This window comes from Streptomyces sp. NPDC057877, from assembly GCF_042796855.1.
GTDB lineage: Bacteria > Actinomycetota > Actinomycetes > Streptomycetales > Streptomycetaceae > Streptomyces.
In genome coordinates this window covers 625,239-648,844 of sequence record NZ_JBHVMS010000001.1, presented here as the reverse complement: position 1 = coordinate 648,844, position 23,606 = coordinate 625,239, and the positions used below count along the sequence as shown (strand labels likewise).

Genomic DNA, 23,606 nt, shown 5'->3' with positions numbered 1-23,606 from the left:
CACCCCTGTTCCTCCCCCCGGGAGGCGCCCCGCCTCCCGCGCCGCGCTGTTCCTCCCCTCGGAAGGCCCCCGCCTTCCGCGCATGACATTCCGGTTACTCGTCGAGGTCCGTGAAACCTCGGGTGCTCCCCGCACCCAAGAGGCCCTCTCGGGCTCCACCTCTTGATCACGCCCACGTCTGGCCACGAGGGCGTGACTGCTGGCTCCGGGTGGTGCCAGACCTAAAGATCATTAACGGTTGCTTCATGTCCGAACAGCTGAAGCATGGTCAATCTAGACCATCGGCGCCGGTAAGAAGAGGGGATGTGGAGAATTTGTGCGCAAGCTTTGAGACTTGATTTTTCGGCCGGTTCGGATGGGGGGCGAGTGCATGACCGGGGCATGGCGGGCGCATGGCGACCGGGTGCCGAGCGGTAGCCGCCGGATGGGCGAGATGCCTGGTCAGGGGCGTGTGAGCGGCCAATGGAAACCCGGTTTCCGCGGTGAATAGGACAGCGGCAAGTTCTTGGCTGACGGGTCGGTCAGATGGGCCCGGCGACCAGCGAAGACAAAGACGTGAATGCGATAGCGTCCGCAAGCGCGCGGCCCGGAGCGGGCCGGAGAGGCAGGACTACGGTGGCACCGCGGCCGGGTGGCGAGACGGACAAGTTCGGCAATCGCTACGAGGGCGCCTGGACGATCAGGCATGCCCTCTACGTGCTGCTGGGCTCCGGGACGTCGCTCTGCGTGGAACCGGCCGGGCCGTCGGGTGACGGGGTCGAGTTCGTCTACCGGCACGACCAGCGCACCGAGGCGCACCAGGTCAAACGGCAGAACCGCAACGCGAACAGCTGGAACGTGGCCGCACTTCGCGACAAGGGAGTGTGGGAGAGCCTGCGCGCGCACGTGGAGGCGGGCCGGACATTCCACTTCGTCTCCACGCTTCCGGCCCGCGCACTCGACGAACTCACCGACCGCGCCCGCCGCTCCGACCATCTCGCCTCCTTCGAGACCGAGTGGCTGACGGACGAACTGCGGGGTCCCTTCGAGGCGCTCGCCTCGGACGGCGTCTACGGTTCGGCCGCGACCGCCTGGAGGATGCTGAGAGGGCTCCGGGTGGAGTGGCACGACGAACGGGACCTCGTGCACACCAACGCGGTGTTGGCCGAGCGGGTTCTGGCGGGAGTACCGGGTCACCTCGCGGCGCTCGCCCTCGGCCAGCTCCTGCTCGACAACCTGGGCACCACGCTCGACGCCGCGGCCATCACCGCCCGACTGGCGCCGTACCGGCTGCGGGGCGTCGTACGGGCCGACGCCGTCGCGGTGTCCGACGCCGTGGGCACGGTAACGCGCCGGTGGGTGGCGAGTGTCGAACGTGCGCTGCTGCGGCCCGTGATCCCCCGGGCGGAGGCCGTCGACCTCGTGGCGGAGGTCAGGGAGGGCGACGCGCGGCTCGTCCTGGTGACCGGAACGGCCGGCGGCGGCAAGAGCGCCGTGCTGCACCAGGCCTTCACCGCCCTCGAAGAGGCGGCCACACCGGTTCTCGCCTTCCGTCTCGACCGACTGGAACCCTTCGGCTCGACCCAGGAACTGGGACAACGCGTCGGCCTGCCCATGTCCCCGGTCGGCGCCCTCGGCGCCGTGGCGGACGGGCGGCCCTGCGTCCTCCTCGTGGACCAGCTCGACGCCGTCAGCATGGTGTCGGGACGGATTCCGGACACCTTCGACCCGGTGGCCGACCTGGTGGACGAGGCCGCGGCACATCCCGGCATGCGGGTGGTCCTGGCCTGCCGCGCCTTCGACGCCGAGGCCGACGCCCGCATCCGCGGACTCACCCACCCCGACCACTGCACACACGTCACGGTCGGCTCCCTCTCGGACGCCCAAGTCGACGCCGCCGTCACCGACATGGGTTTGGACGCCGCCCGACTGGCCGCGCCGCAGCGGGCGTTGCTGCGCTCACCGCTGCACCTCGTCCTGCTCGCCCAGGTCGCCGACCAGGACGAGGCACTCTCCTTCCACACCACCCGACAGCTGTTCGACGCCTTCTGGGACACCAAACAGGAGCAGTGCGCCCGGCGTCAGCCCGCGGTGCGCTTCCACGACGCCGTCTCGACCGTCGTCGCCGCCATGAGCGCGCGGCAGCGGTTGTCCGTGCCGTACAGCGTTCTCGACACGGACGACCTCGCCGCCAGCCGGAAGGTGCTCGAGTCCGAACACGTCTGTGTACGGGACGGCCGTCAACTGGCCTTCTTCCACGAGAGCTTCTTCGACTACGCCTTCGCCCGCGACTGGCTCCGGCGCGACGAGAGCCTCGTCGCCTTCCTCACCGGTGGGGAGCAGGAACTGTTCCGCCGCGGACAGCTCCGGCAGGTGCTCGACCACCTACGGGACCTCGACCCGGAACGGTTCGCCGAGGAGACCGAGGCGCTGCTGACCGGCCCGGAGATCCGCTACCACCTCAAGGACCTGACCCAGGCGGTGCTGCGCGGCTTGGACGCGCCCACCGCCGCGGAGTGGGGCGCCGTCGCCCGGGTGCTGGACACGCGCCCGTACTTCCTGAACCGCTTGGCCGAACTGGTCTGGCGACCGGCCTGGTTCCGCCGGGCGGACGACGAGGGCGTCATCGAGAACTGGCTCGACAGCGCCGACACACGGGAGCGGGACTGGGCGACAGCGGCGATGGTGGCGGTCGCCGACGCCTTGCCCGATCGGGTGGCCCGTGTCCTGGAACCGCGCACCGCGGACGCCCGGTACGGCGCGTGGCTGCTCCGGATCGTTCCCCGCGCCCGCCTCGCCGGAAGTCGACCGCTGTTCGACCTCCTGCTCGACGGCGTACGAAAGGACCTCCTCACCGGCGTCGAACACGTCCTGTGGGACCCGACGGGCGACCTGGCGGCCGAGGAGCCCACCTGGGTGATCGAGTTGCTGGAGGCGCTGCTGGCGGAACGCCCGGATGCCCTCCGGCTGGACGGTCAGGGCCGTGTGGCGGTGCTGCTGACCCCGGACTACGCCGCACGCCGGATGGTGACCGCGGCCGCCTCCGGCGCCCCGGAGGAGTTCTGCCTCCGGCTGCTGCCGGTCCTGCTGACCGTCATGCGCCTGACCGCCTACCCGGCACGGACCGGACGACCCGTTCGGGACCGCCACTTCTGGCACCGGCATCCCGGCGACGACCCGAGCGACCTGGGCGACGCCCTGCTGCACGGTGCGGCCCACGCCCTGCGGAGCACGGCGGGCCGGGACGCCTCGCGGGCGCGTCAGCTGGTGGAGCGCCTGGCGACCGAGCCGTACGAGACGGCGCAGTGGCTGCTGTACCAGGCGCTGGCCGCGGCGGGACCCGCTCTCGCTCCGTGGTCCGCCGAGATCCTTCTCCAGGGCAGGCACCGTCTCCTGTCCGGCTACGCGGCCAACGCCGTGTGGGGCGCCCGTGAGGTGCTCCACGCCATCGGCGGCGCCCTGCCCGACGACACCCTCGGGCGGCTGGAGGAGTACCTGCTCCGCCTGCGGCTGCCCTCGGACGAGGAACTCTCGCCGTGGCACGAGTTCACCCTGCTGACGGCCCTCCCCGAAGCGCGGCTCTCCGAGCGGGCGAGGCGGCGGCTCGGTGAACTCCGCCGACTCCACGACGACCGACAGGCGCCCGACGAACCGGAGGGGATGACGGGCGGACGGGTCGGACCGCCCATCCCGCCGGAAGCGGCTGAACGCATGAGCGACGACCAGTGGCTGCGAGCCATGAGGAAGCACAGCCGCGACCGCACCGACTGGGTGACCGGTACCGGCGGGGCGCGCGAGCTGTCCCACGTGCTGCGGAGCATGACGGTGGCGGACCCCGGCCGGTTCGCGCGGCTCGCCCCGCGGATCGACGCCGGGACGCATCCGGCCTACGGTGCCTCGCTGCTCCAAGGCCTCGGGGAGGCCGAGCCGTACGCCGACCCGGAGACCGTCTTCGCGGCGGTGCGCCACTTCGCGAGCAGGGGCAGGCCCGAGCAGGACCAGTGGCTGGGACACGCCCTGCGGAAGTACCTCGACCACGTGCCGCCCGACCTGGTGGAGACACTCCTGAGCCGCGCCCTCGACTCGAGTGACCCGAGGGCCGCCGCCGATCCCACCGGCGCGCACGCGACCGACCCGACGCGTGATCTGATCACCGCGGGGATCAACACCGTGCGGGGCTGCGCGGCGGAGACCCTGGGCGATCTGCTCCGCCACGACGGGGACGGGTCCCGCGCCGCCCTGATCGTCCCCCGACTGGGCCGCCTGGCGGCCGACCCCTCGCTAGACGTCCGGGCGTGTGTGGCCCACGCGCTGCGTGCCGCGATCCGTCACGACCGCCCTGCCGTGGCCGATGCCTTCGCGGTGCTCGTCCAGGCTCCCGACCAGTTGCTGGCCTCACCGTATGCGCACCGCCTGACCGTCGCCCTGATGCACGGTGACCCGCTGCTGGTCGGACCGCTGACACAACGGATGCTGCACTCCCCGGTGGCGTCGGTGCGCCGGGTCGGCGGGCAGATCGCCGCGCTGGCCGCGATGGAGTGGGAGACTCCGGACCTGCTGGCGAAGGTGCTCGCCGGGAACGACACGGCGCAGCGGCAGGGAGCGGCGGACGTGTGCGCCCGGCGCCTCCTGAACACCGGTGACGCGGCGCTCGCCCACCACGCGCTCGTCCGGTTCTTCCATGACTCCGCGCAGGAGGTACGGGAAGCCGCGGCAGCGGTGGCCGCCGAGTTGCGCGGCCGACGTCTGCGGCCCCACGGGCGGACGCTCACCGCGCTGATCGACTCCCGTGCCTTCGAGGCGGCCCTGCCACAACTGCTGATCACGCTCGAACACGCCCCCGACCAGGTCGATGAACTGGTCCTGACGTGTGTGCGGCGCTTCGTCACGGTCTTCGGCGCCGCCTCGGCCGACCTGGCCCGCGGTGCGGCGGCCGACGCCCGCGACATCGGCCGCCTGCTGGTGCGCGCGTATGTCCAGGCGAACTCACCCGCCCGCCGGTCCGAGATCCTCGATGTGCTGGACCGACTACTGCTCCTCGGGTCCTACGGCGTGATCGAGGCGATCAACGACTCCGACCGAAGCTGAACGAAAGTGATGCTCTCCTGTTTGGGCGCACAGGAAGTACGGCGGAGTACAGCGGGATACGGCGGACGCTCCAGGCGTGCGCCGCCGCGCGCCCCGGCGTGCGTCCGACGCACCGGCGGACCGGGCGGAAGCGTTCACCGCCGCGGGGGCCGAGTGCTGTGCTGTGCGGATGATGCACGGCTCGAACTCCCACGGTCGCGCGGCCTTCCTCGACATGCTGTCGCCCGCAGCGCGAACGGCTCTCCTGCGGATCGGCACTCGACGCCACTACTCCGTGGGCGACGTACTCATCCACCAGGGCGACCACGTACAGGAGCTGATGGTCCTCCACGAGGGCCTGGCGAAGGTGACGGCCCGGCTGGGCGGTGACCGGGTGTGGCTCATGGACATCAGGGTCGCCGGGGACACCGTGGGCGAGGTGGCGGCGATGGGCCTCGGGCCGCGGTCGGCCACGGTCACCGCCTGCGGCACCGTGGTCGCCACCGCCGTACCGCGCGACGCCCTGGAACCCTTCCTCCTCGATCACCCCGAGACGTCACTGGCCCTCAACCGCATGCTGTGCGGCAGACTGCTCCGCTCCGACCGCCTACGACTGGAGCTGGGCGGATATCCGGTCCTGGTCCGGCTGGCGCGCGTCCTCGTGGAACTCGCGGACTCGTACGGGCGACCCGACCGCAACTCGGTGCGCATCGACGTGAACCTCTCCCAGCCGGAACTGGCCGCCCTCACCGCGTCCACCGCGCACACCGTGCACAAGGCCCTCGCCCGGCTGCGCAACGAAAGGATCATCACCACCGGCCTCCGTCAGACGTTCGTACGGGACATGGTCCGTCTGCGTGAGGCGGCGTTGCTGAGTGTCCCGGCTGCCTAGGACCAGGCCAAGAGAACCGCATTAATGCGGCTTCTTTGATGATCACCGCCCCTTCCTCCCATGGTTGGCGTGCACCGCACCCAACCCCTTCTGGAAGGTGGCGAGTTGTCGTGAGAGAAGTCTCCGCACCCCAACCCCCGGCCCGCCCGCCGCACCGTCGGCTGTGCCTGGCCGTGGACGTCGAGCACTACAGCCGTCTGGACACCCGGACGCAGTCGGCCGTCCAGTCCGGCCTGGTCCGGATGCTGGACGAGGCCGCGGCGTCGACCGGGCTGGACCGGGCGTCCTGGAAGCGTCAGCCGCAGGGCGACCTGGAGTTCGCGGTCCTCCCCGAGGCCACGCCGGAGGACGCCGTGCTGGGCCCCTTCGTGCACCACCTCGCGGTCCGCCTCAGGGACCGCAACGCCCGCCCGGCCGCTCCGAGGGTCAGGCTGCGGCTGGCGGTGGACTCCGGCGTGGTCGCGGACGCGGCCCTCGGCCACGCCGGACCGGCCCCGGTCGCCGTGGCCCGCTTCGTCAACGCGCCCCAGCTCAGGAACGTACTCGCCGCCCTCACCGCGGCGGATCTCGCCGTCATGGTCTCGGACCGGCTGTACCAGGATGTGGTGCGGTCCGGGCGGCCGGACCTCGACCCCGCTCAGTACGTGCGGGCCCATGTGCGGGTGAAGGAGTTCGGCGGCTACGGCTGGATCCGGGTGCCGGGCCATGCGGCGGACGACGTGCGGTCGGCCATGGCGGAGGCGCCGGGGCCGTGGCCCTCGACCGACGCGGAGGCGCCGGGGCCGCGACCTTCGACCGACGCGGAGGCGCCGGGGCCGCGACCCTTGACCGACGCGGACGCCCCGAGCGGGATGGCCCTGTCCCAGTACGTCCACCAGGGGGCCGCTGTCGGCCGGGACGTCGTCGGCGGTCTCACGGTCGGCCTTCCGGTGCCCCCGCCGCCAGCCGACGGCCCCGGGCCCACCCGGTGACGGCCTTCCAGACGGTCCCGCCCTGGCGCGATCGGGGCAACGGCCAGTGGGCGGACTACGGCGTGAACGTCGGCCACGCCGTGTACGGCGGCATCCACTTCCACCCTCCCGCCCCGCCCGCGCGTGGGGGCGGGACCGCGCACCCGGACCGCACGACGTGGCCCGCGGCCGTGCGGTCGGCCTTGACCGACCTCGCCCGTGCCTGCGGCCGAACGGCCACCGCCATGTCGTATCTCCGGCCCGACGAGGCCGGAACGGAGGACACATGACAACGACCGAACCCGAGGGCGTCTTCGCCCGGATCGACCGAAGCGTCGCCGGACCACCCGACGGCCCATGGCCTTCCCTCACGGTGCACGTCGGCTCCCGTGCGCTCCTGCTCTCGCCGGACGAGAGCAGAGGGGCGCTCTACGGACCACGGCGGGACGCGGTGCTCGGCGCCGCGGTCTGGCGACAGGCCGTCACCGAGGCCCGAAAGGAGCCGCAGGACGACGACGGTGCCGGACGGCTGCTCGTCGTCTGGCTGGCCCTCCCCGGGCTGTACCGCAACCTGCATCGGATTCTGCGCCGCTGGCGGCGGGTCGACCGGGCCGACCTCGAGGCCGAGGCCGTCCTGGCCGTGCTCGCGGCCCTGGAAGCGGCGGACCCGGACGGCCCGGACCTGGGTGGCCGCCTGGTCAAGGAGGCCGTGAACCGGATGTGGGCCTACGCCAAGCGCGTCTCGCGGGAGGTTCCCGTCGTCGACATCGGCGCCTTCGCCGAGGCCCGCAACGCCACCGCCCCGCCCGAGGAACGGCCCCGCCCGCCCGAGGGCTGGGAACTGCACATCACACCCCCGCCCCGCCGTGAAGGCCTGTACGCCACGCTCCGCTTCGCCGAGCCGCGCCCCCGGCAACACGGTCGGCGAACCGGTACCCACCTGCTCGACCTGGTCTTCCGGGCCCGCCGCCACGAGGAGGCCGACCTGGTCGGCACACTGGCCCTGCGCCCCGCCGGAGCCCAGCGGTGAGCGGGCGGTCCGGACCGCCACTCGGCTTCGCGGAGGCCCTCGACCTGCCCCTGAGCGTCGACGTGCGCACAGCCGCCCGCGCCTTCGGCATCTGCCCCGCGACGGCGTACAAGCTGATCCGCCTCGACGCCTTCCCCTGCCTCGTGCTGCGCGTGGGCGGACGCTACCGCGTCCCCACCGCCGCCATGCTGCGCGCCCTCGGCATCGAGGAGCGGCCGGTGTACGCCGTCCCCCTGGAGGAGGACGCCGTGGCCTGGCCTCACGACATCCGCCCCCGTACCTCGGAGGTTCTCTCATGATCACGTCACAGACGCTCACGCTGGTGGCCGACCAGCCCCGCAGGTGCTTCGTCATCGGGCCCATCGGCGACCCGCACGCCGCGCACGTCAGCCCCGAGCGCGAGGAGTACGAGCACCACCTCGGCATCTTCGAGCAGGTGATCGCCCCCGCCTGCGAGAAGTACGGCATCACCGCGGTGCGCGCGGACGGCATCGCGCACGCCGGTGACATCAACGAGCAGATCTGCCGCTACGTCGTCGAGTCCGACCTGGTCATCGCGGACGTCAGCGGCGGAAACCCCAACGTGATGTACGAGCTGGGACTGCGGCACATCACCGGCAAGCCGACGATCCACATCGGGGAGGCCGGGCAGTTGCCCTTCGACATCGCGTCGATCAGGACGATCCGCTACCAACGGACGCGCAGTCACCTGGCCGGAGCGCGCAAGGAGATCGAGAGCGCCCTCGAGGCCGGTCTGCGGGACGGCTTCGAACCCCTCACGCCGGCCCGCGTGCTGCGAGGACTCCAGACCGGTGACGGAGCGGCCTCCGCCTCGACGGCCGACGACGGGCAGGACGAGAACTCGCCCGGCCTGCTCGATGACTTCGCCGTGATCGACGACGGGCTGGACGAGATGGCCGCCGACATGGACGCGATCACGAAGACGATCCAGACGATCGCCGCGCTGACCGAGCAGTCCGGCACGGAGATGCTCGATCTGACCCAGGCCAACGCGCCCGTCAGCGCCCGGCTCGCCGCCGTCGCCCGCTACGCGGAGACGATCAGCGCGCCCGCGGGCGAACTGCACACCGTCGCCACCGCGTTCGCCGGTCGGATGGCGACCCTGGACAGCGGCGTGCGGGCGGCACTGGGGCTCATCGAGATGACGCCGCCCGACGAACGCGGCGAGGACGCGCAGGAGTTCCTGGAGCAGCTGATGTCCCTGGACGAGGCCGCGCAGGAGGGGCTGGCCCAGATCAACTCCTTCGGCACCTCGGCGGGCGCCATGGTCCGGGTGAGTCGGCATCTCCGCAAGCCGGTGAAGGAGATCTCGGCCGCGGTGAAGCAGCTGACCTCCGCCATCGCGCGGATGGGGGAGTGGGCGGCCAAGGCCCGCGCACTGGCGCACCGCGACGCTGCCTGACACAGCCCTCACAGCGACCCGGGCCTCCTCGGTGGCCTCCTCGGTGCCTCCTCGGTGCCTCTGAGGAGGCCCGGGTCCCGCGCCGTCACCCGTGGGGCCGGTGGCGGTCTGTGCGGACGAGGCTTCCCTCGAATCCGGGCCACGACCACCCCCGTCCCCGTTCCTGGGAGCGCTCTCAAGCGTCGGTGCCTGCGTCTATTGTGGTGGGCACAGGTCCACGCAGATCCCTCGCAGAGCGATCGCAGACGTACAAAAGGAGCGCCCGCCTTGCCAGAGCAGACCGTGAGGTCCCGTCCCACGCTGGAAGCCGTCGCGGCGCGCGCCGGCGTGTCCCGCGCGACGGCCTCCCGAGTCGTCAACGGGGGCGCGGGCGTGCGTCCCGCGCTGGCCGAAAAGGTGCGCGTGGCGGTCGAGGAACTGGGCTACGTCCCCAATCACGCGGCCCGCACCCTGGTCACCCGGCGGAACGGCGCGGTGGCCGTGATCATCGCCGAGCCGGAGTTCCGGGTGTTCTCCGACCCGTTCTTCGAGCAGCAGATACGGGGGATCAGCCGGGAACTGACCGCGCACGACGGGCAGCTCGTGCTGCTGTGGGCGGAGGGCTCCGGCGATCACGAGCGGATCGGACGCTACCTGGAAGGCGGGCACGTCGACGGCGCCCTCGCCTTCTCCCTCCACGACGACCGGCTGCTGGCGCTGATCGCCCGGACCGGGGTTCCGACGGTCCTGGGGGGCCGTCCGGCGGCGGGCGAGGGCCTCACCGTTCCGTTCGTGGACTGCGACAACCGCGGCGGCGCGCGGGAGGCGGTGCGGCATCTGGTCTCCCTGGGCCGCAGGCACGTGGCGCACATCGCGGGCCCGCGCGACCAGACCTCGGCGGTGGACCGGATCCACGGTTACCGTGACGTCCTGGTCGACGCCGATCCGCTGTTGCTGTGCCAGGGCGACTTCACCGAGGCCAGCGGTGCCCGTGCCATGGCCGAGCTGCTGGAGCGGTGCCCCGAGACCGACGCGGTCTTCGCCGCCAACGACGCGATGGCTCTGGGCGTGCTGCGCGCGCTGCGTGAGCGCGGGCTGCGGGTGCCGCAGGACGTGGCGGTGGTCGGCTTCGACGACATGGCGCCCGTGGCGCTGGCCGCGGATCCGCCGCTCACCACCGTCCGCCAGGACATCGAGGGCATGGGCCGGATCATGGTCAGGCTGCTGATGCGGCTGCTGGACGCGCCGGACGAGGACGTCCCCGAGTCCGTGATCACCCCGACGACGCTGGTCCGCCGGGCCTCCGCCTGACCGTGCCGTGGCCCGGCCGACTGGCCGGAGTCGGCGCACCGGGGCCGGGTCAGAGGGGGCGCGTCCAGTCGACGGGCCCCAGCCGCGCGGGTGCGAGGCGCGCGGGTGCGAGCCGCTCGGGGTGCGAGGCGGTGGGCCCCGCCGACCGGCCCGAGCTGACCCGCGCGAGCCATCGCCCCAGGTCGGCGGGTCCGAAACAGCCCCTAGCTCATCGCCCCGGGCCGGTCGGCCGAGTCGACCGCCCCCAGCGCGGGGGCGGTAGCACGGCGTGCGGGCACCGCGACGGCGGACACCGCGACGGCGGGTACCGCGACGGCGGGTACCGCGACGGCGGGTACCGCGACGGCGGGTACCGCGACGGCGGGTACCGCGACGGCGGGCGCCGGGGCGCAGCCCGGTGCCCGCCGTCAGTGTGCGGGGTGCTCACATGCGTCACTCGTAGGGAATGACCACCACGGACGTGTCCGTGCCGGTGCGCAGTCGCGCGTCCGCGTTGCCGATCGCGCTCCAGACCTCCAGTCGTACCGTCCCCCCGCGCAGGTTCCCGAGGGTGCCGGTGGCGGACTTCAGGCCGCGGGCCTGGCTGTACTCCTCCCAGCCCGTGACCGGGTCGGTGGCGAAGTAGTGGTACGTCTCGATCCGGTCGAAGGTGCCGTCGCCGGTGAGGTCGTAGCTGACGCGGGCCTGCTGGCCGAGGCCGACGGCGGTACCGGCGTCCACCGGGAGGCGGAACGCGGTGGACCCACCCGCCTTGAGCGTGCCGTTGACGCCCGTGACCTGGTAGACGAGCGGCCTGTTGGGGGTGCCGTCGTGGTTGCGGCCCTCGGCGGAGGGGATGGTGTCACTGCCTGCGGTGCCGCCGGTGGCCGTGGTGAGGGTGCCGCCGGAGCGGAGCTGGAAGGTGTTGCCCGTGGGCGGCTCCGGGTCCGGGTCACCGGGGTCGGTCGTGGTGCCGGTGCCGGTCGCGGTGGACCGCGCCGGGACGGTGAGCGTCTTGCCGTCGGAGAAGGTGACCGTGCGGGCCGTGGAGCCGTGGTTGTGGGCGGCGTACGTGCGGGTGCCGTTCTTGGTGAACACCGCGGAGGTGGGGAGGTCGCCGGTCACCGAGGGGTCGGGGGCGCCGAGCGCGTCCAGGGTGGTGATCCACTGGTAGGTGTGGGCCTTGGACTCGCCCGCCTCCGGGGTGTACCCGGCGTTTCCGGCGTCCCACTTCGACTTCGCGGCGCCCGGGTCGGCCAGCGACTCGAACTCCCAGAGGATGTCGCGCCATTCGACGGCGGGTCCGCCGTTCTCGCGCTCGAGTTCGGCGAGGTTGCGCCGGATCGCCGCCTTGTGCCCGCCCAGGTGCAGGGACCCGCCCGCGGTCACCGGCAGGACGTTGATGCCGTGGATCTCCTCGGGGTTGGCGGTCCACCAGGTGGCGTAGGCCCCTCCGCTGCCCCACACCATGCCGACCGTGTCGTGACCGAAGGAGCCGGGGAAGACCTGCTGGTCGGCGTCGAACCAGTACTGGGCGATCGCCTCGCCCTCGGTGGCGAGCAGATAGCTGCCGAGGTCGCGCACGGCCGTGTCGCCGGTGGCCGAACCCCACAGCACCAGCGCGGCGCTGAGGTTGGTGGACTCCGAGGAGGACTCCTGGTTGTTGCCCGCGGCGAAGCCCTGGTGGCCGGAGGCCCAGCTGTGCCCGGCGTACACGTCGAAGCCGCGCAGGAACGGGAAGGCGCTGTCGGTGCGGCTGGCGTTGGCGGTGTCGCGGATCAGGGTCTTGACCATGCCGCCCCAGGCGGCGTCGGCGGCCCAGGCGGCGTCGTACTGGGCGACGATCGCCGCCGCGTAGACGTAGTAGCCGTAGTGGAAGTGGTGGTCGTTCAGCTCGGTGTCGCTGCCGTAGGAGGCGGGGTAGCCGATGAGCGTCTTCCAGTCCCTGTCGTACGAGAACTCGTTCGCCCCGCCCGCGGTGAACCACTCCTGCAGGCGGCCCTTGAGCAGGCCGATGAGCTTGTCGCGGACCGCGGTCTCACCGATCTGGTCGGCGAGCGGCACCAACTGCGCGAGCTTGCCCAGCGCCTTGCCGGTCCAGTAGGTGTCCGTGGCCCCGCTGAACGGGTCGGAGGAGTTGGCCACCTCGGACAGGTAGGTGCGCAGCCGGGCCGTGTCGACCGCGTTGGTCCTCGGCAGGCCGGGCAGGACCGGCGCGGCCTTCTGACGGGTGGTGAAGGAGGTGCTCTCCCGGACCTTCATGGTGCCGCGGGGGGAGACATAGGTGTACGACGTGAGGGCGTCGGTGGTGTGGAGCCACTGATGCCGGTAGAGGGCCTGGAGGGTGCCGCGTTCGGTGCCCTCCTTGGCCTCGGTGGTGAGCCGGTACGTGGCGTTGACCGTGCCGCCGGAGGTGCTCCAGTCGACCTGCGACCCGGTCACGAAGCTGAACGCGTACTTGCGGAAGGTCGCGAGCGCGTCGGTGGAGGGCAGTACGGCGAGGGAGAAGTAGTCCTTGCCGCCGAGCCCTGCGCTGATCGTGGTGCCGGAGACGTTCCAGTCGGTGCCGCTCGGCGCGAAGAGGGCGTAGTGGTGTCCGCCGACCGTGATGCCGAGGACGTTGCCCTGGTCGGAGAAGACGGTCGGCGTGGCGGCGGTGGTGACCTGGGCGTTGCCGCCGGTGCCCTGGGCGTACACGAAGGGCAGGCCGTGGCCGATGGTGGTGCGCAGGGTGCGGGAACCGTCGGACCAGTAGGGGGTGACCGTCCAGTCGGACCAGGCGTCGGCCTTGGTGTCGGGCGAGTTCAGCCCGCTCAGGCCGAGGGTGAGGTCCCGCTTGTGGGCGTACTCGTACTGGCGGCCGTCGCCGACTATGGCGGGGCTGGTCGGGTAGCCGACCTCCAGTCCGCCAGCGACGGCCTGGTAGGTGAGCGGGTGGCCGTACATGGGGGTGGAGTACGGATTGTCGCCGTAGCGCTGGAAGGCCAGGGAGGACCACCAGTCGTTGGTGGGCAGGGGCTTGCTGCGGGCGGCCTGGGTGAGTTTGGGGGTCACCGGCCCGCCCGTGTTGTTCGTGGGGCCGGAGGTGCCGGCTGGCCGGGTGTCGGAGTAACTCCCGGCGCCTACGGGGATGGTGGCGGCTGCCGCGGGTGTGGCGGCCGGGCCGAGGCCGACGGCGGCCAGGGCGGCGGCCAGCACCAGCGTGGCGGCTGGCCGTGGTCGGGGAGTTGGCATGGGGAACACCTCATGTCATCGCGGGTGAGCGACCGGGGGCGTCGGCGGCGGGGTCATGGGGCCACCGGTGGGTTAGGGGCGCCCGGGGGGGAGTGGTGGAACCGCAACGGAACCGTCGGTGGGGCGAGTTCAGGAACCTGGTCTGAGAGCGCTCTCAGTCGGGCGAAACGTAAGACTCCTGAAACGTGCTGTCAATAGATCACGCAAGCCTGGGCTGTTATCGGCGTGAACTGGATATTCCGGTGCATGGCTGCTTCGTTGCCATTTCAAGTCTTGACGGGGCGAGCGAAGGGCGGGCACTCTCACCCCACGTTTTGAGAGCGCTCTCAAAGACTTTCGGCGCTCGTTCCACCCCGGAGCCAAGGAGGCTTCCCATGCCCATTGCCCGAGCCGCCAAGAGGGCCACCGTCCGCCTGGGGGCGGTCGCGCTCGCCGGGGCGCTCCTCGCCGCCTGCGGAGGTTCGTCGGACGGCGCCTCCAACGCCGACGGAAAGGTCACCATCACCGTCGACCTCTTCGGCTCCTTCGGCTACAAGGAAGCTGGGCTCTACGCCGAGTACGAGAAGCTCCACCCGGGTGTCACCATCAAGCAGACGGACACCGAGGACGAGGCCGACTACTGGAAGTCCCTCCAGACCCGCCTCGCCGGCGGCGGCGGCCTCGCGGACGTCCAGGGCATCGAGGTGGGCCGGATCGCCTCCGTCGCCCAGCAGCAGGCCGACAAGTTCGAGGATCTGCGCAAGTACGGCGCGGACAAGCTCAAGGGCGAGTTCGCCGAGGCCAAGTGGGCAGCCGCCACGGGCGCGGGTGGCGAGGTCCTCGGCCTGGGCACCGACGTCGGTCCCGAGGCCATGTGCTACCGCACGGACCTCTTCGACAAGGCGGGCCTGCCCACCGACCGCACCGAACTGGCCCAGAAGTGGTCCACGTGGGAGGGCTACCTGGAGCTGGGCGAGCAGTACAAGAAGAAGGCCCCGGACAAGAGCGCCTGGATCGACAGCGTCGGCAGCCTCTACTCCGTCATGATCGGCCAGGAGAAGGAGCGTTACTACGACGCCTCCGGGAAGCTGATCTGGGAGACCAACCCGGCCCTCAAGGAGGCCTGGAACACCTCGGTGGAGGCGGCGCAGAGCGGGCTGAGCGCGGAGCTGGACCAGTGGTCCCCGCAGTGGAACCAGGCCTTCGCCGCCGGGTCGTTCGCCACCCTGCCCTGCCCGGCCTGGATGCTCGGCTACATCAAGGGCCAGGCCGGCGACGGCGGCAAGGGCAAGTGGGACGTCGCCGCGCTGCCCGGCGGCGCGGGCAACTGGGGCGGCTCCTACCTCGCCGTGCCCCGGGCCGCGAAGAACAAGGAGGAGGCGTACCAGCTGATCTCCTGGCTGACCGCGCCCGAGCAGCAGGCCAAGCTCTTCCAGAAGCACGGCAGCTTCCCGTCCGCCACGGGCGCCATCGAGGAGATCGCCGACGCGAAGGACCCCTACTTCTCCGGCGCGCCGATCGGCCAGATCTTCGGTGACGCCGCCAAGGCCGCGCCCGTCCAGGTGCTGGGCGTCCACGACCAGAACGTGAGCCAGCAGATCACCAACGCCCTGAGCGAGGTCGAGCGCAAGGGGCTGGCCCCTGACAAGGCGTGGGAGAACGCCAAGAAGGGCGTCGCGAACATCATCGGCTGACCCGGGAGGCCGCCACCGGGCCGGGCACCGTCCGGTCCGGGTGCCGTCCGCCCTGGATGTCGTCCGCCCTGGGTGTCCTGCGGTCCGGGTGCTGCCCGCCGCGGGTGTCCTGCGGTCCGGGTGCTGCCCGCCGCGGGTGTCCTGCGGTCCGGGTGCCGTCCGCCGCGGATGTCCTGCGGTCCGGGTGCCGTCCGCCACGGATGTCCTCCGGCCCGGGTGCTGCCCGCCACTGACGCCCTCCGCCCGCGTGCTATCCGCCCCGGACACCCTCCGGGCCCCGCGGCGGCCACCGGCCCGCCGAAGCCCCCGCACCCCGCTCCCACCACCCGAAGGGCCGCACCGTGACCCTCACCGCCTCCGCCCCACCGGCCCCGCCGAAGCAGGCGGCCCCGCCCCGGCCCGGCACCGCCCGGCGAGCCTGGCGGAAGTTCTCGCCCTACGCCTACATCGCCCCGTTCTTCACCCTGTTCGCCGCCTTCGGACTCTTCCCGCTGATCTACACGGCCTTCGTGTCGCTGTACCGCGTGGAGCTGCAGACCCCCGGCGACATGCAGTGGCGTGGTCTGGACAACTACACCGCGCTGCTCCAGGACGACTACTTCTGGCTCGCACTGCGCAACACGTTCACCATCGGCGTGCTCTCCACCGTGCCCCAGCTGGTGATGGCGCTCGGGCTCGCGCACCTGTTGAACTACAAGCTGCGCGGCCGTACCTTCCTGCGCACCGCGATGCTGCTGCCCTACGCGACGTCCGTCGCCGCGGCCACGCTGGTCTTCGCCCAGTTGTTCGGCCACGACTTCGGGCTGGTCAACTACGTCTTCGGGCTCGTCGGCATCGGCCCGATCGACTGGCAGACCGGCACCTTCGCCTCCCAGGTCGCCGTCTCCACCATCGTCATCTGGCGCTGGACCGGTTACAACGCGCTCATCTACCTGGCCGGAATGCAGTCCATCCCCGCCGAGCTGTACGAGGCCGCCGAGGTGGACGGCGCCTCCCGGTGGCGCCAGTTCTTCCACGTCACACTGCCCGGACTGCGCCCCACCATCGTCTTCACCGTCGTCGTGTCCACCATCGGCGCCACCCAACTGTTCGGCGAACCACTGCTGTTCGAGGGCTCGATCTCCGGCGGCATCTCGCACCAGTACCAGACGCTCGGCCTCTACATGTACGAACAGGGCTGGGGCTTCTTCCACCTCGGCCGCGCCGCCGCCGTGGCCTGGGTGATGTTCCTGCTCATCGTGGTGCTCGTCGGGGTCAACGCCCTCATCGCGCGCCGCCGCTCCCGCAAGGAGGCCGTCCGATGACCGCACTGGCCAGCCCGCCGACCGCACCCTCCGAGCACGGGAGTGGGCCGGAGCGCGCGCGCCGCTCCCGCGCGGGCCGCACCATGCACGGCGGAAAGCTCACCTACGCCATCCTGATCGTCGCCGTGCTGGTCTCGGCGTTCCCGTTCTACTGGACGATCGTGGCCGCCAGCCGCTCCAACGCCGACATGGCACGGGTGCCCCCCTCGCTGCTGCCGGGCCCCAACCTGCTGCGCAACTTCGAGGCGGTGCTGGAAGAGGCCGACATCGGCAAGGCGCTGCTCAACTCCCTGATCGTGTCCGGCTCGATCACCCTGGGTACCGTGCTGTGCTGCACGCTCGCCGGGTTCGCCTTCGCCAAACTCCGTTTCCGCGGGCGGGGCGCCCTGCTGACGGTCACCGTGGGCACCATGATGATCCCGCCCCAGCTGGGTGTCATCCCGTTGTTCATGCTGATCGCCGAACTCCAGTGGGTCAACCAGCTCCAGGCGGTGATCCTGCCCGGTCTGGTCTCGGCCTTCGGCGTCTTCTTCATGCGCCAGTACCTGGTGCAGTCCCTCCCGGACGAGCTGATCGAGGCGGCCCGGGTCGACGGCGCTTCCACCGCCCGGATCTTCTGGTCGATCGTGGTCCCGGTCGCCCGGCCCGGCATGGCCGTCCTCGGCCTGCTCACCTTCATGGCCGCCTGGAACGACTTCTTCTGGCCCATCGTCGCCCTCTCCTCCTCCGAGCCGACGGTCCAGGTCGCCCTGCGGCAGCTCGGCGGTGGCTATGTGCACGACCAGTCCGTGATCATGGCCGGTACCCTGCTCGGCACGCTGCCGGTGCTCCTGGTCTTCGGCCTGCTGGGTCGGCAGATCGTCGGCGGCATCATGCAGGGCGCCGTCAAGGGCTGACCCGAGAGACCGTGGCAGTGTCTGGCGGCGAGGCTGTCCCGAGAGACCGTGGCAGTGTCTGGCGGCGAGGCTGCCCCGAGAGGCCAGGGCAGTGTCTGGCGGCGAGGCTGCCCCGAGAGGCCAGGGCACTGTCTGGCCGCGAGGCTGACCCGCGAGGTCACGGCCCCGCACCACGGCCCCAGTGTCCGCCTCGGCTCGCTCCGGTGTCTGCCCCGACTCGCTCAGTGTCCGCCTCGGCTCGCTCCGGTGTCTGCCCCGACTCGCTCCGGTGTCTGCCCCGACCCGCTCAGTGCCCGTCCCGACCGCTCGGCGCCTACCCCGACCCGCCCCGGCGCCTTCCGGACCGCATGGGAACCGGGCCGCCGTACCCCACCACCCGAGACTCGTCACCTCCTTGGAGCCCTCACCTCATGACCGCGCTCGACGCACGCCCCCACACCACCGCGACGCTCCACTTCCCGCCCGACTTCCGCTGGGGCACCGCCACCGCGGCGTACCAGATCGAGGGCGCCGCCGCCGAGGACGGCCGCACCCCGTCGATCTGGGACACCTTCAGCCGGACGCCCGGCAAGGTGCGCAACGGCGACACCGGCGACATCGCGGCCGACCACTACCACCGCCTCGGCGAGGACGTCGCCCTCCTGCGCCGCCTCGGCGTCACCGACTACCGCTTCTCCATCGCCTGGCCCCGTGTGCAGCCCACCGGCCGGGGCCCCGCCGTCCAGAAGGGCCTGGACTTCTACCGGCGGCTCACCGACGAGCTGCGCGAGGCCGGGATCCGGCCGGTGGCCACCCTCTACCACTGGGACCTGCCGCAGGAACTGGAGGACGCGGGCGGCTGGCCGCACCGCGAGACGGCGTACCGCTTCGCCGACTACGCCACCCTGATGGCCGAGGCGCTCGGCGACCGGGTGGCGACCTGGACCACCCTCAACGAGCCCTGGTGCGCGGCCTTCCTCGGCTACGGCAACGGCGTCCACGCCCCCGGCCGCACCAGCGCGCTGGCCTCGCTGCGCGCCGCCCACCACTTCAACCTGGCGCACGGCCTGGCCACACGGGCACTGCGCGCCGCGCTGCCCGCCCCGGCGGAGGTGTCGCTGACTCTCAACCTCCACGTGGCGCGCCCCCACACCGACGCACCCGAGGACGTGGACGCGGCCCGCCGGATCGACGCGGTCGGCAACCGGATCTTCCTCGACCCCGTCTTCCACGGACGGCTCCCCGACGACCTGGTCCGCGACACCGCCCCGGTCACGGACTGGTCCTTCGTGGCCGACGGTGACCTGGAGACGGCCGCCGCCCCCATCGACTCCCTGGGCGTCAACTACTACTCGCCCGCCATGGTCGCGGCCGGCACGTCCGAGTCGCCGTCCCCGTGGGCGGGCGCCGAACAGCATGTGCGCTTCGTGCCCGTGCCCGGGCCGCGAACGGCGATGGACTGGCCGGTGGACGCGGACGGACTGCACGAACTGCTGCTGCGGCTCAGGGACGACCTACCCGGCACACCGCTGCTCGTCACGGAGAACGGCGCCGCCTACGACGACTACGCCGACCCCTCCGGGGAGGTCAAGGACCCCGAACGAGTGGCCTATCTGCACACCCACCTGACCGCCGTGCACCGAGCCATCGAGGGCGGCGCGGACGTGCGGGGCTACTTCCTGTGGTCGCTGCTGGACAATTTCGAGTGGGCCTACGGCTACAGCAAGCGCTTCGGCATCGTCCACGTCGACTTCGCGTCCCAGCGTCGCACCCTGAAGTCCAGCGCCCACTGGTACGCGAACGCCATCGCCCAGAACGGCGTCCCCGCCTCGTGAACCCGGTCGGCCCCGCGACCTCGGGGGCCGACCGCGTCGGCGACACCCCCACGGTGGGCTGGCCGCCGGGATGCCGCTCCACGACCGCGACGTCCGACTCGACCGGCACCCTCAGCCGGTAGGGGCGTGACGCCAGCGGTGCCGGGCCGAGCGGGCCGCGCGACCGGGCCAGTTCGGCGCGCAGGGTCACCGGCGTCACCGACTCGTCCTCGTCGGTCCCCGGGTTCGGGGCCACCCGGCCATCGGTCAACTCGGATGCCCGAAGGGCGATGCGGCTCGGGGCGTCGTCTCCGGGTGCGGACGCCGACAACCGTTTTGACGTCGGTGACCGAAGGGGGTCAGAGGGAGCCGACCAGCCTGAGGTAGCGCGGCCAGTCCCAGTGCGCGCCCGGGTCGGTGTGGTCGGTGCCCGGCACCTCGTGGTGCCCGATGATGTGCGCCCGGTCGCGGGGGATGCCGTATCTGGTGCATATCCCCGCCGTCAGCCGCGCCGACGCCTTGTACATCGCGTCGGTGAAGTAGCCCGGCTGGTCCACCCAGCCCTCGTGCTCGATGCCGATGCTGCGGGTGTTGTAGTCCCAGTTCCCCGCGTGCCAGGCGATGTCCGACTCGCGCACGCACTGCGCCAGGTGCCCGTCACCGGACCGCACCACGTAGTGCGCGGACACGTCCTTCTTCGGGTTCTGGAAGATGCCGAGGGTGCTGGTGTACGTCGCCTGTGTGACGTGGATGATCACCAGGTCGACACGGCGGCGTGCGGTAGCGCGCTTCGAGGGCGTGTAGTTGGACCGGTGCGCGGGCTGCCACTCGGCGAGCGGATGGTCCGGAGCCTGCGCCAGCGCACCCGCCTGTGGGCCTGGAAGCAGCGCATACGGTACGGCGGCGAGGGCGGCGCCCCGCAACAGCCGTCGCCTGCTCGGGAGCGCCCCGGTTCGCTCCTCGTCCCGCGGTACCTCAGCCGTTTCCCCGTTGACCGACATAGGTGGTTCCCCCTCACTCATCGGCTGCCTTGCCAGCCGCCTTGCCTGAATCACGTTACGTGGCCTGCGGTTTGGCCGGGGGAGTGACGCGCTTTGCCGTGGACAGCCGGTGAGATGTGGATAACGGGCCCACTCGTGTGGGTGAGGGCGGGGCGTCCGCGGTGTGTCCGGGGCTCGTTGTCAGCCCTGGGCCGCCACCGCCGCCGGATCGTCCAGCACCGCCCGGACCACGGAATGCGCCGCACCGAGCAGCGGCCCCTCGGGTCCCAGCCGGGACACGGACACGGGGCAGGCCGGTCCCGCCGTACGCCGGGCCAGCTCGGTCCGGAGCGACGGCAGCAGCCAGGGCGCGAGACCGGCCAGCGCTCCGCCCAGCACCACACCCTCCGGGTCCAGCAGATTGACCGCCCCGGTCAGCGCGATGCCCAGCGCCTCTCCCGCGTCCCGCAGGGCCCGCCGTACGTCCGCGTCGCCCTCCGCGGCGCGCCCCGCGAGCAGTCCGACGCGGTCGGCGCCCGGCTCCAGGCCCGCCGCGCGCAGTACCGCCTCCTCACCGGCGTACTGCTCCACACACCCCCGGCCGCCGCAGACGCACTCCGGGCCGTCCGGCCGGACCGGCACATGCCCCAGCTCACCGGCGAAACCGCGCGTTCCGCGCAGCAGCCGCCCGTCCACGACCACGGCGCCACCGATGCCGATCTCGGCCGACACATGCAGGAAGTCCCGCGGAGCGCCGTCCCCGAGCCACAGCTCGGCCAGGGCACCGAAGTTGGCCTCGTTGTCCACCAGCAGCGGGAACTCCTCCGGCAGCAGGGTGCCGAGGTCGATGTCGTGCCAGCCGAGGTTCGGGGCGCGTACGACCGTACGGGCGTCGCGCGCCACCAGGCCGGGCACGGCCACCGCGAGCCCCGCGGGCGTGAGGCCCTCGCGTTCCGCGTCGGCGACCACCTGGTGGACCAGGGCGGTGATTTCCTCGACGACCGGCTCGGGGGAGCGCCCGCGGTTCGTGCCGTGCCGTACGGCCCGTGCCCGCACCTCCCCGCGCAGGTCGACCGCGCAGACCGCGAGGTGGTCGACGCCGACCTCCGCGCCGAGCCCGGCCGGACCGCGCCCGCTGATCGCGAGGGCGGAACCGGGGCGTCCCACCCGGCCGGGTCGCTCCGGGCCGAGTTCCTCCAGCAGGCCCGAGCGGATCAGCTCGTCGACCAGCGTCGACACGGCCGCCCGGGTCAGCCCGATCCGGGAGGCGACCGCCGCCCGCGACAGCGGCCCCTCGGCGCTGACCGTGTGCATCACCCGGGCCAGGTTGCGGCGGCGCATGCCCTGCTGGGTGTCGGGCAGCGCCCGTCCGGGACCGGCGGGGTGGGCCTCGTGCAGCGGTGCGGTCATGCCTCCGTCAATCCTTGGTCGGGGATCCAACCTGGTCGGGGAATCGGAATCCTAGGTCGAAGGCCGCTGCCCTCCGTCGGCAGGGCCCCGATCGCGCCTGCTCAGCGGCCCGCCGTCCCCCTCTCCAGCAGCGGCGCCGCGTCGGAGAGTACCCCGCTGATCCTGGCCAGCGTCTCGTCGTCCCGCTCCATGGCGTCCAGCACCGGACCCCGCGCGGTGTCCCAACGCCGGGCGACGGCGGCCGGGTCCTCGCCGGTGAGCAGACCGGCGGCCTGCGCGGCGGCGCCGAGCGCGACGAGTTCCTTCGCCTCGGGCACCTGGACGGGCCGCCCGGAGAGCCGTCGTACCGTCTGCTGCCAGGCCGTGCCCCGGGCTCCGCCGCCGATCAGCAGGAGCGGGGTCGAGCGGTCCGCGTCCTCGTCGAGGACCAGGTCGAGCGCGCCGAGCAGGGAGTGGACGGCGCCGTCGTACGCGGCCTGGAGCAGCTGACCGCCGGTGGTGTCGTGGCGCAGGCCGTGCAGCAGGCCGGAGGCGTTCGGCAGGTCGGGGGTGCGTTCGCCGTCCAGGAACGGCAGCAGGGTGACGGCCGTGCCGGGTTCGACGGCCTCGCGGTCCAGGCCGAGCAGGGCGGCGACCCGGTCGACGGCGAGGGTGCAGTTCAGCGTGCAGGCCAGCGGCAGCCAGTCGCCGCGCGCGTCGGCGAAGCCCGCGACCGTGCCGGTCGGGTCGGCCGGGCGCCGCTGCGAGACGGCGTAGACGGTGCCCGAGGTGCCGAGGCTCAGCACCGGTGTGCCCGGGAGCAGCCCGAGGCCGAGCGCCGCGGCGGCGTTGTCGCCGGTGCCGGGGGCGACCAGGGTGCCCTTGGAGAAGGGCAGGTCATGGCTGTCGCGGACGGTCCCGGCCACCTCTCCGGGGCGCACCACGCGCGGCAGCAGCGCCGGGTCGAGGCCCACATGGGCGAGGGTCTCGGCGTCGTAGGACTCGCTCCCGGACGCCCACCAGCCGGTGCCCGAGGCATCGCCCCGGTCGGTCGTGCCCTCTCCGGTGAGCCGCTCGGTGAGGTAGTCGTGGGGGAGGCGTACGGCCTTGGTCGCGCGCACGGCGTCGGGCTCGTGTTCGGCGAGCCAGGCCCACTTGGTGACCGTGAAGGACGCGGCGGGCACGCTGCCGGTGCGCTCCGCCCAGGCCTTCGCGCCGCCCAGTTCCTCGATCAGGCGGCGGGCCTGCGGCGCGGACCGCACGTCGTTCCACAGCAGGGCGGGGCGTACGGGCTCGCCCCGCTCGTCCAGCGTGACCAGCCCGTGCTGCTGCCCGCCGATGGACACGGCGGCGGCCTCGTGGGCCGCCTCGCCGCACTGGCGCAGCGCCTCGCGCAGCGCGTCCCACCACTGGCGCGGGTCGCTCTCGCGCCCGGCCCCGGTGGAGACCGTGTGCGGCGCCTGCCCGCTCGCCACGACCTGTCCGGTGGCCGAGTCGACGACCAGCGCCTTGGTGGACTGGGTGGACGTGTCCACTCCGACGACAAGCGGACCCTCGGCTGCTGACATCGGGCTCTCCCTCTTCCTGGCGGCTCGTGTCTCCGGCCCGGGACACCCGTCCCGCATACCCCGGAGATGTGTCTCTGGGGGGTGTCTCTTCCCAGAGTCGCGTTCGCATACTAATTTGTTAAGCGCCATGACGAAATAGTCGTGAGCAACAGTCGCACA

The 23,606-nt window shown here is 72.3% G+C and carries 15 protein-coding genes and 1 pseudogene; 11 read left to right on the top strand and 5 right to left on the bottom strand.

The window, feature by feature from the left end; translation table 11 throughout:
• The first annotated feature begins 615 nt into the window (after positions 1–615).
• The 7 genes from ACFVQG_RS02790 (at position 616) to ACFVQG_RS02760 (ending at position 10,631) form a co-directional block, all read left to right on the top strand.
• On the top strand, positions 616–5,067 hold the full coding sequence (locus ACFVQG_RS02790; protein ID WP_383376045.1) for a hypothetical protein: 4,452 nt from the start codon (positions 616–618) through the stop codon (positions 5,065–5,067).
• Between the two features lie 76 nt (positions 5,068–5,143).
• On the top strand, positions 5,144–5,938 hold the full coding sequence (locus ACFVQG_RS02785) for a Crp/Fnr family transcriptional regulator (protein WP_383376043.1): 795 nt from the start codon (positions 5,144–5,146) through the stop codon (positions 5,936–5,938).
• A gap of 110 nt (positions 5,939–6,048) precedes the next feature.
• A complete protein-coding gene (locus tag ACFVQG_RS02780; protein WP_383376040.1) occupies positions 6,049–6,909 on the top strand; it encodes a hypothetical protein in 861 nt (286 codons plus the stop codon).
• A gap of 265 nt (positions 6,910–7,174) precedes the next feature.
• A complete protein-coding gene (locus tag ACFVQG_RS02775; RefSeq protein WP_383376038.1) occupies positions 7,175–7,918 on the top strand; it encodes a hypothetical protein in 744 nt (247 codons plus the stop codon).
• Positions 7,915–8,217 (top strand): DNA-binding protein, encoded by a 303-nt coding sequence (locus tag ACFVQG_RS02770; protein ID WP_383376036.1) that lies wholly within the window; start codon positions 7,915–7,917, stop codon positions 8,215–8,217. Before ACFVQG_RS02775 ends, ACFVQG_RS02770 begins: the two co-directional genes overlap by 4 nt.
• Positions 8,214–9,341 (top strand): hypothetical protein, encoded by a 1,128-nt coding sequence (locus tag ACFVQG_RS02765; RefSeq protein WP_383376035.1) that lies wholly within the window; start codon positions 8,214–8,216, stop codon positions 9,339–9,341. Before ACFVQG_RS02770 ends, ACFVQG_RS02765 begins: the two co-directional genes overlap by 4 nt.
• Before the next feature lie 267 nt (positions 9,342–9,608).
• The gene (locus ACFVQG_RS02760; RefSeq protein ID WP_383376033.1) at positions 9,609–10,631 is read left to right on the top strand and encodes a LacI family DNA-binding transcriptional regulator; all 1,023 of its coding nucleotides are present in this window, start codon (positions 9,609–9,611) and stop codon (positions 10,629–10,631) included.
• Positions 10,632–11,063: 432 nt separating this feature from the next.
• On the opposite strand, the gene ACFVQG_RS02755 is transcribed toward ACFVQG_RS02760, so the two are convergent.
• A complete protein-coding gene (locus ACFVQG_RS02755) occupies positions 11,064–13,844 on the bottom strand; it encodes a glycosyl hydrolase (RefSeq protein WP_383376031.1) in 2,781 nt (926 codons plus the stop codon).
• Between the two features lie 374 nt (positions 13,845–14,218).
• Between ACFVQG_RS02755 and ACFVQG_RS02750 the strand changes: the two genes are divergently transcribed.
• The 4 genes from ACFVQG_RS02750 (at position 14,219) to ACFVQG_RS02735 (ending at position 19,531) form a co-directional block, all read left to right on the top strand.
• A complete protein-coding gene (locus tag ACFVQG_RS02750) occupies positions 14,219–15,517 on the top strand; it encodes an extracellular solute-binding protein (RefSeq protein ID WP_383376028.1) in 1,299 nt (432 codons plus the stop codon).
• A gap of 341 nt (positions 15,518–15,858) precedes the next feature.
• Positions 15,859–16,821: a carbohydrate ABC transporter permease gene (locus ACFVQG_RS02745; protein WP_383376026.1), complete on the top strand. Its 963-nt coding sequence runs from the start codon at positions 15,859–15,861 to the stop codon at positions 16,819–16,821.
• Positions 16,818–17,717 (top strand): carbohydrate ABC transporter permease, encoded by a 900-nt coding sequence (locus tag ACFVQG_RS02740; protein WP_383376024.1) that lies wholly within the window; start codon positions 16,818–16,820, stop codon positions 17,715–17,717. Before ACFVQG_RS02745 ends, ACFVQG_RS02740 begins: the two co-directional genes overlap by 4 nt.
• A 410-nt stretch (positions 17,718–18,127) precedes the next feature.
• Positions 18,128–19,531, top strand: coding sequence for a GH1 family beta-glucosidase (locus ACFVQG_RS02735; RefSeq protein WP_383376022.1), 1,404 nt, complete (start codon positions 18,128–18,130; stop codon positions 19,529–19,531).
• 73 nt (positions 19,532–19,604) lie between these two features.
• Here the strand turns inward: ACFVQG_RS02735 and ACFVQG_RS02730 are convergent.
• From ACFVQG_RS02730 to xylB, 4 genes and pseudogenes are all read right to left on the bottom strand, one after another.
• Positions 19,605–19,742 (bottom strand): annotated as a pseudogene (locus tag ACFVQG_RS02730) (transcriptional regulator); the annotation flags it as partial.
• A 127-nt stretch (positions 19,743–19,869) separates the two neighbouring features.
• Positions 19,870–20,511, bottom strand: a complete 642-nt coding sequence (locus tag ACFVQG_RS02725; protein WP_383376020.1) for an N-acetylmuramoyl-L-alanine amidase — start codon at positions 20,509–20,511, stop codon at positions 19,870–19,872.
• 180 nt (positions 20,512–20,691) lie between these two features.
• Positions 20,692–21,900 carry an ROK family protein gene (locus ACFVQG_RS02720; RefSeq protein WP_383376018.1) on the bottom strand — a complete coding sequence of 403 codons (1,209 nt, stop codon included), beginning with the start codon at positions 21,898–21,900 and terminating at the stop codon, positions 20,692–20,694.
• 101 nt (positions 21,901–22,001) lie between these two features.
• Positions 22,002–23,447, bottom strand: a complete 1,446-nt coding sequence (gene xylB / locus ACFVQG_RS02715; RefSeq protein WP_383376016.1) for a xylulokinase — start codon at positions 23,445–23,447, stop codon at positions 22,002–22,004.
• Positions 23,448–23,606 lie beyond the last annotated feature (159 nt).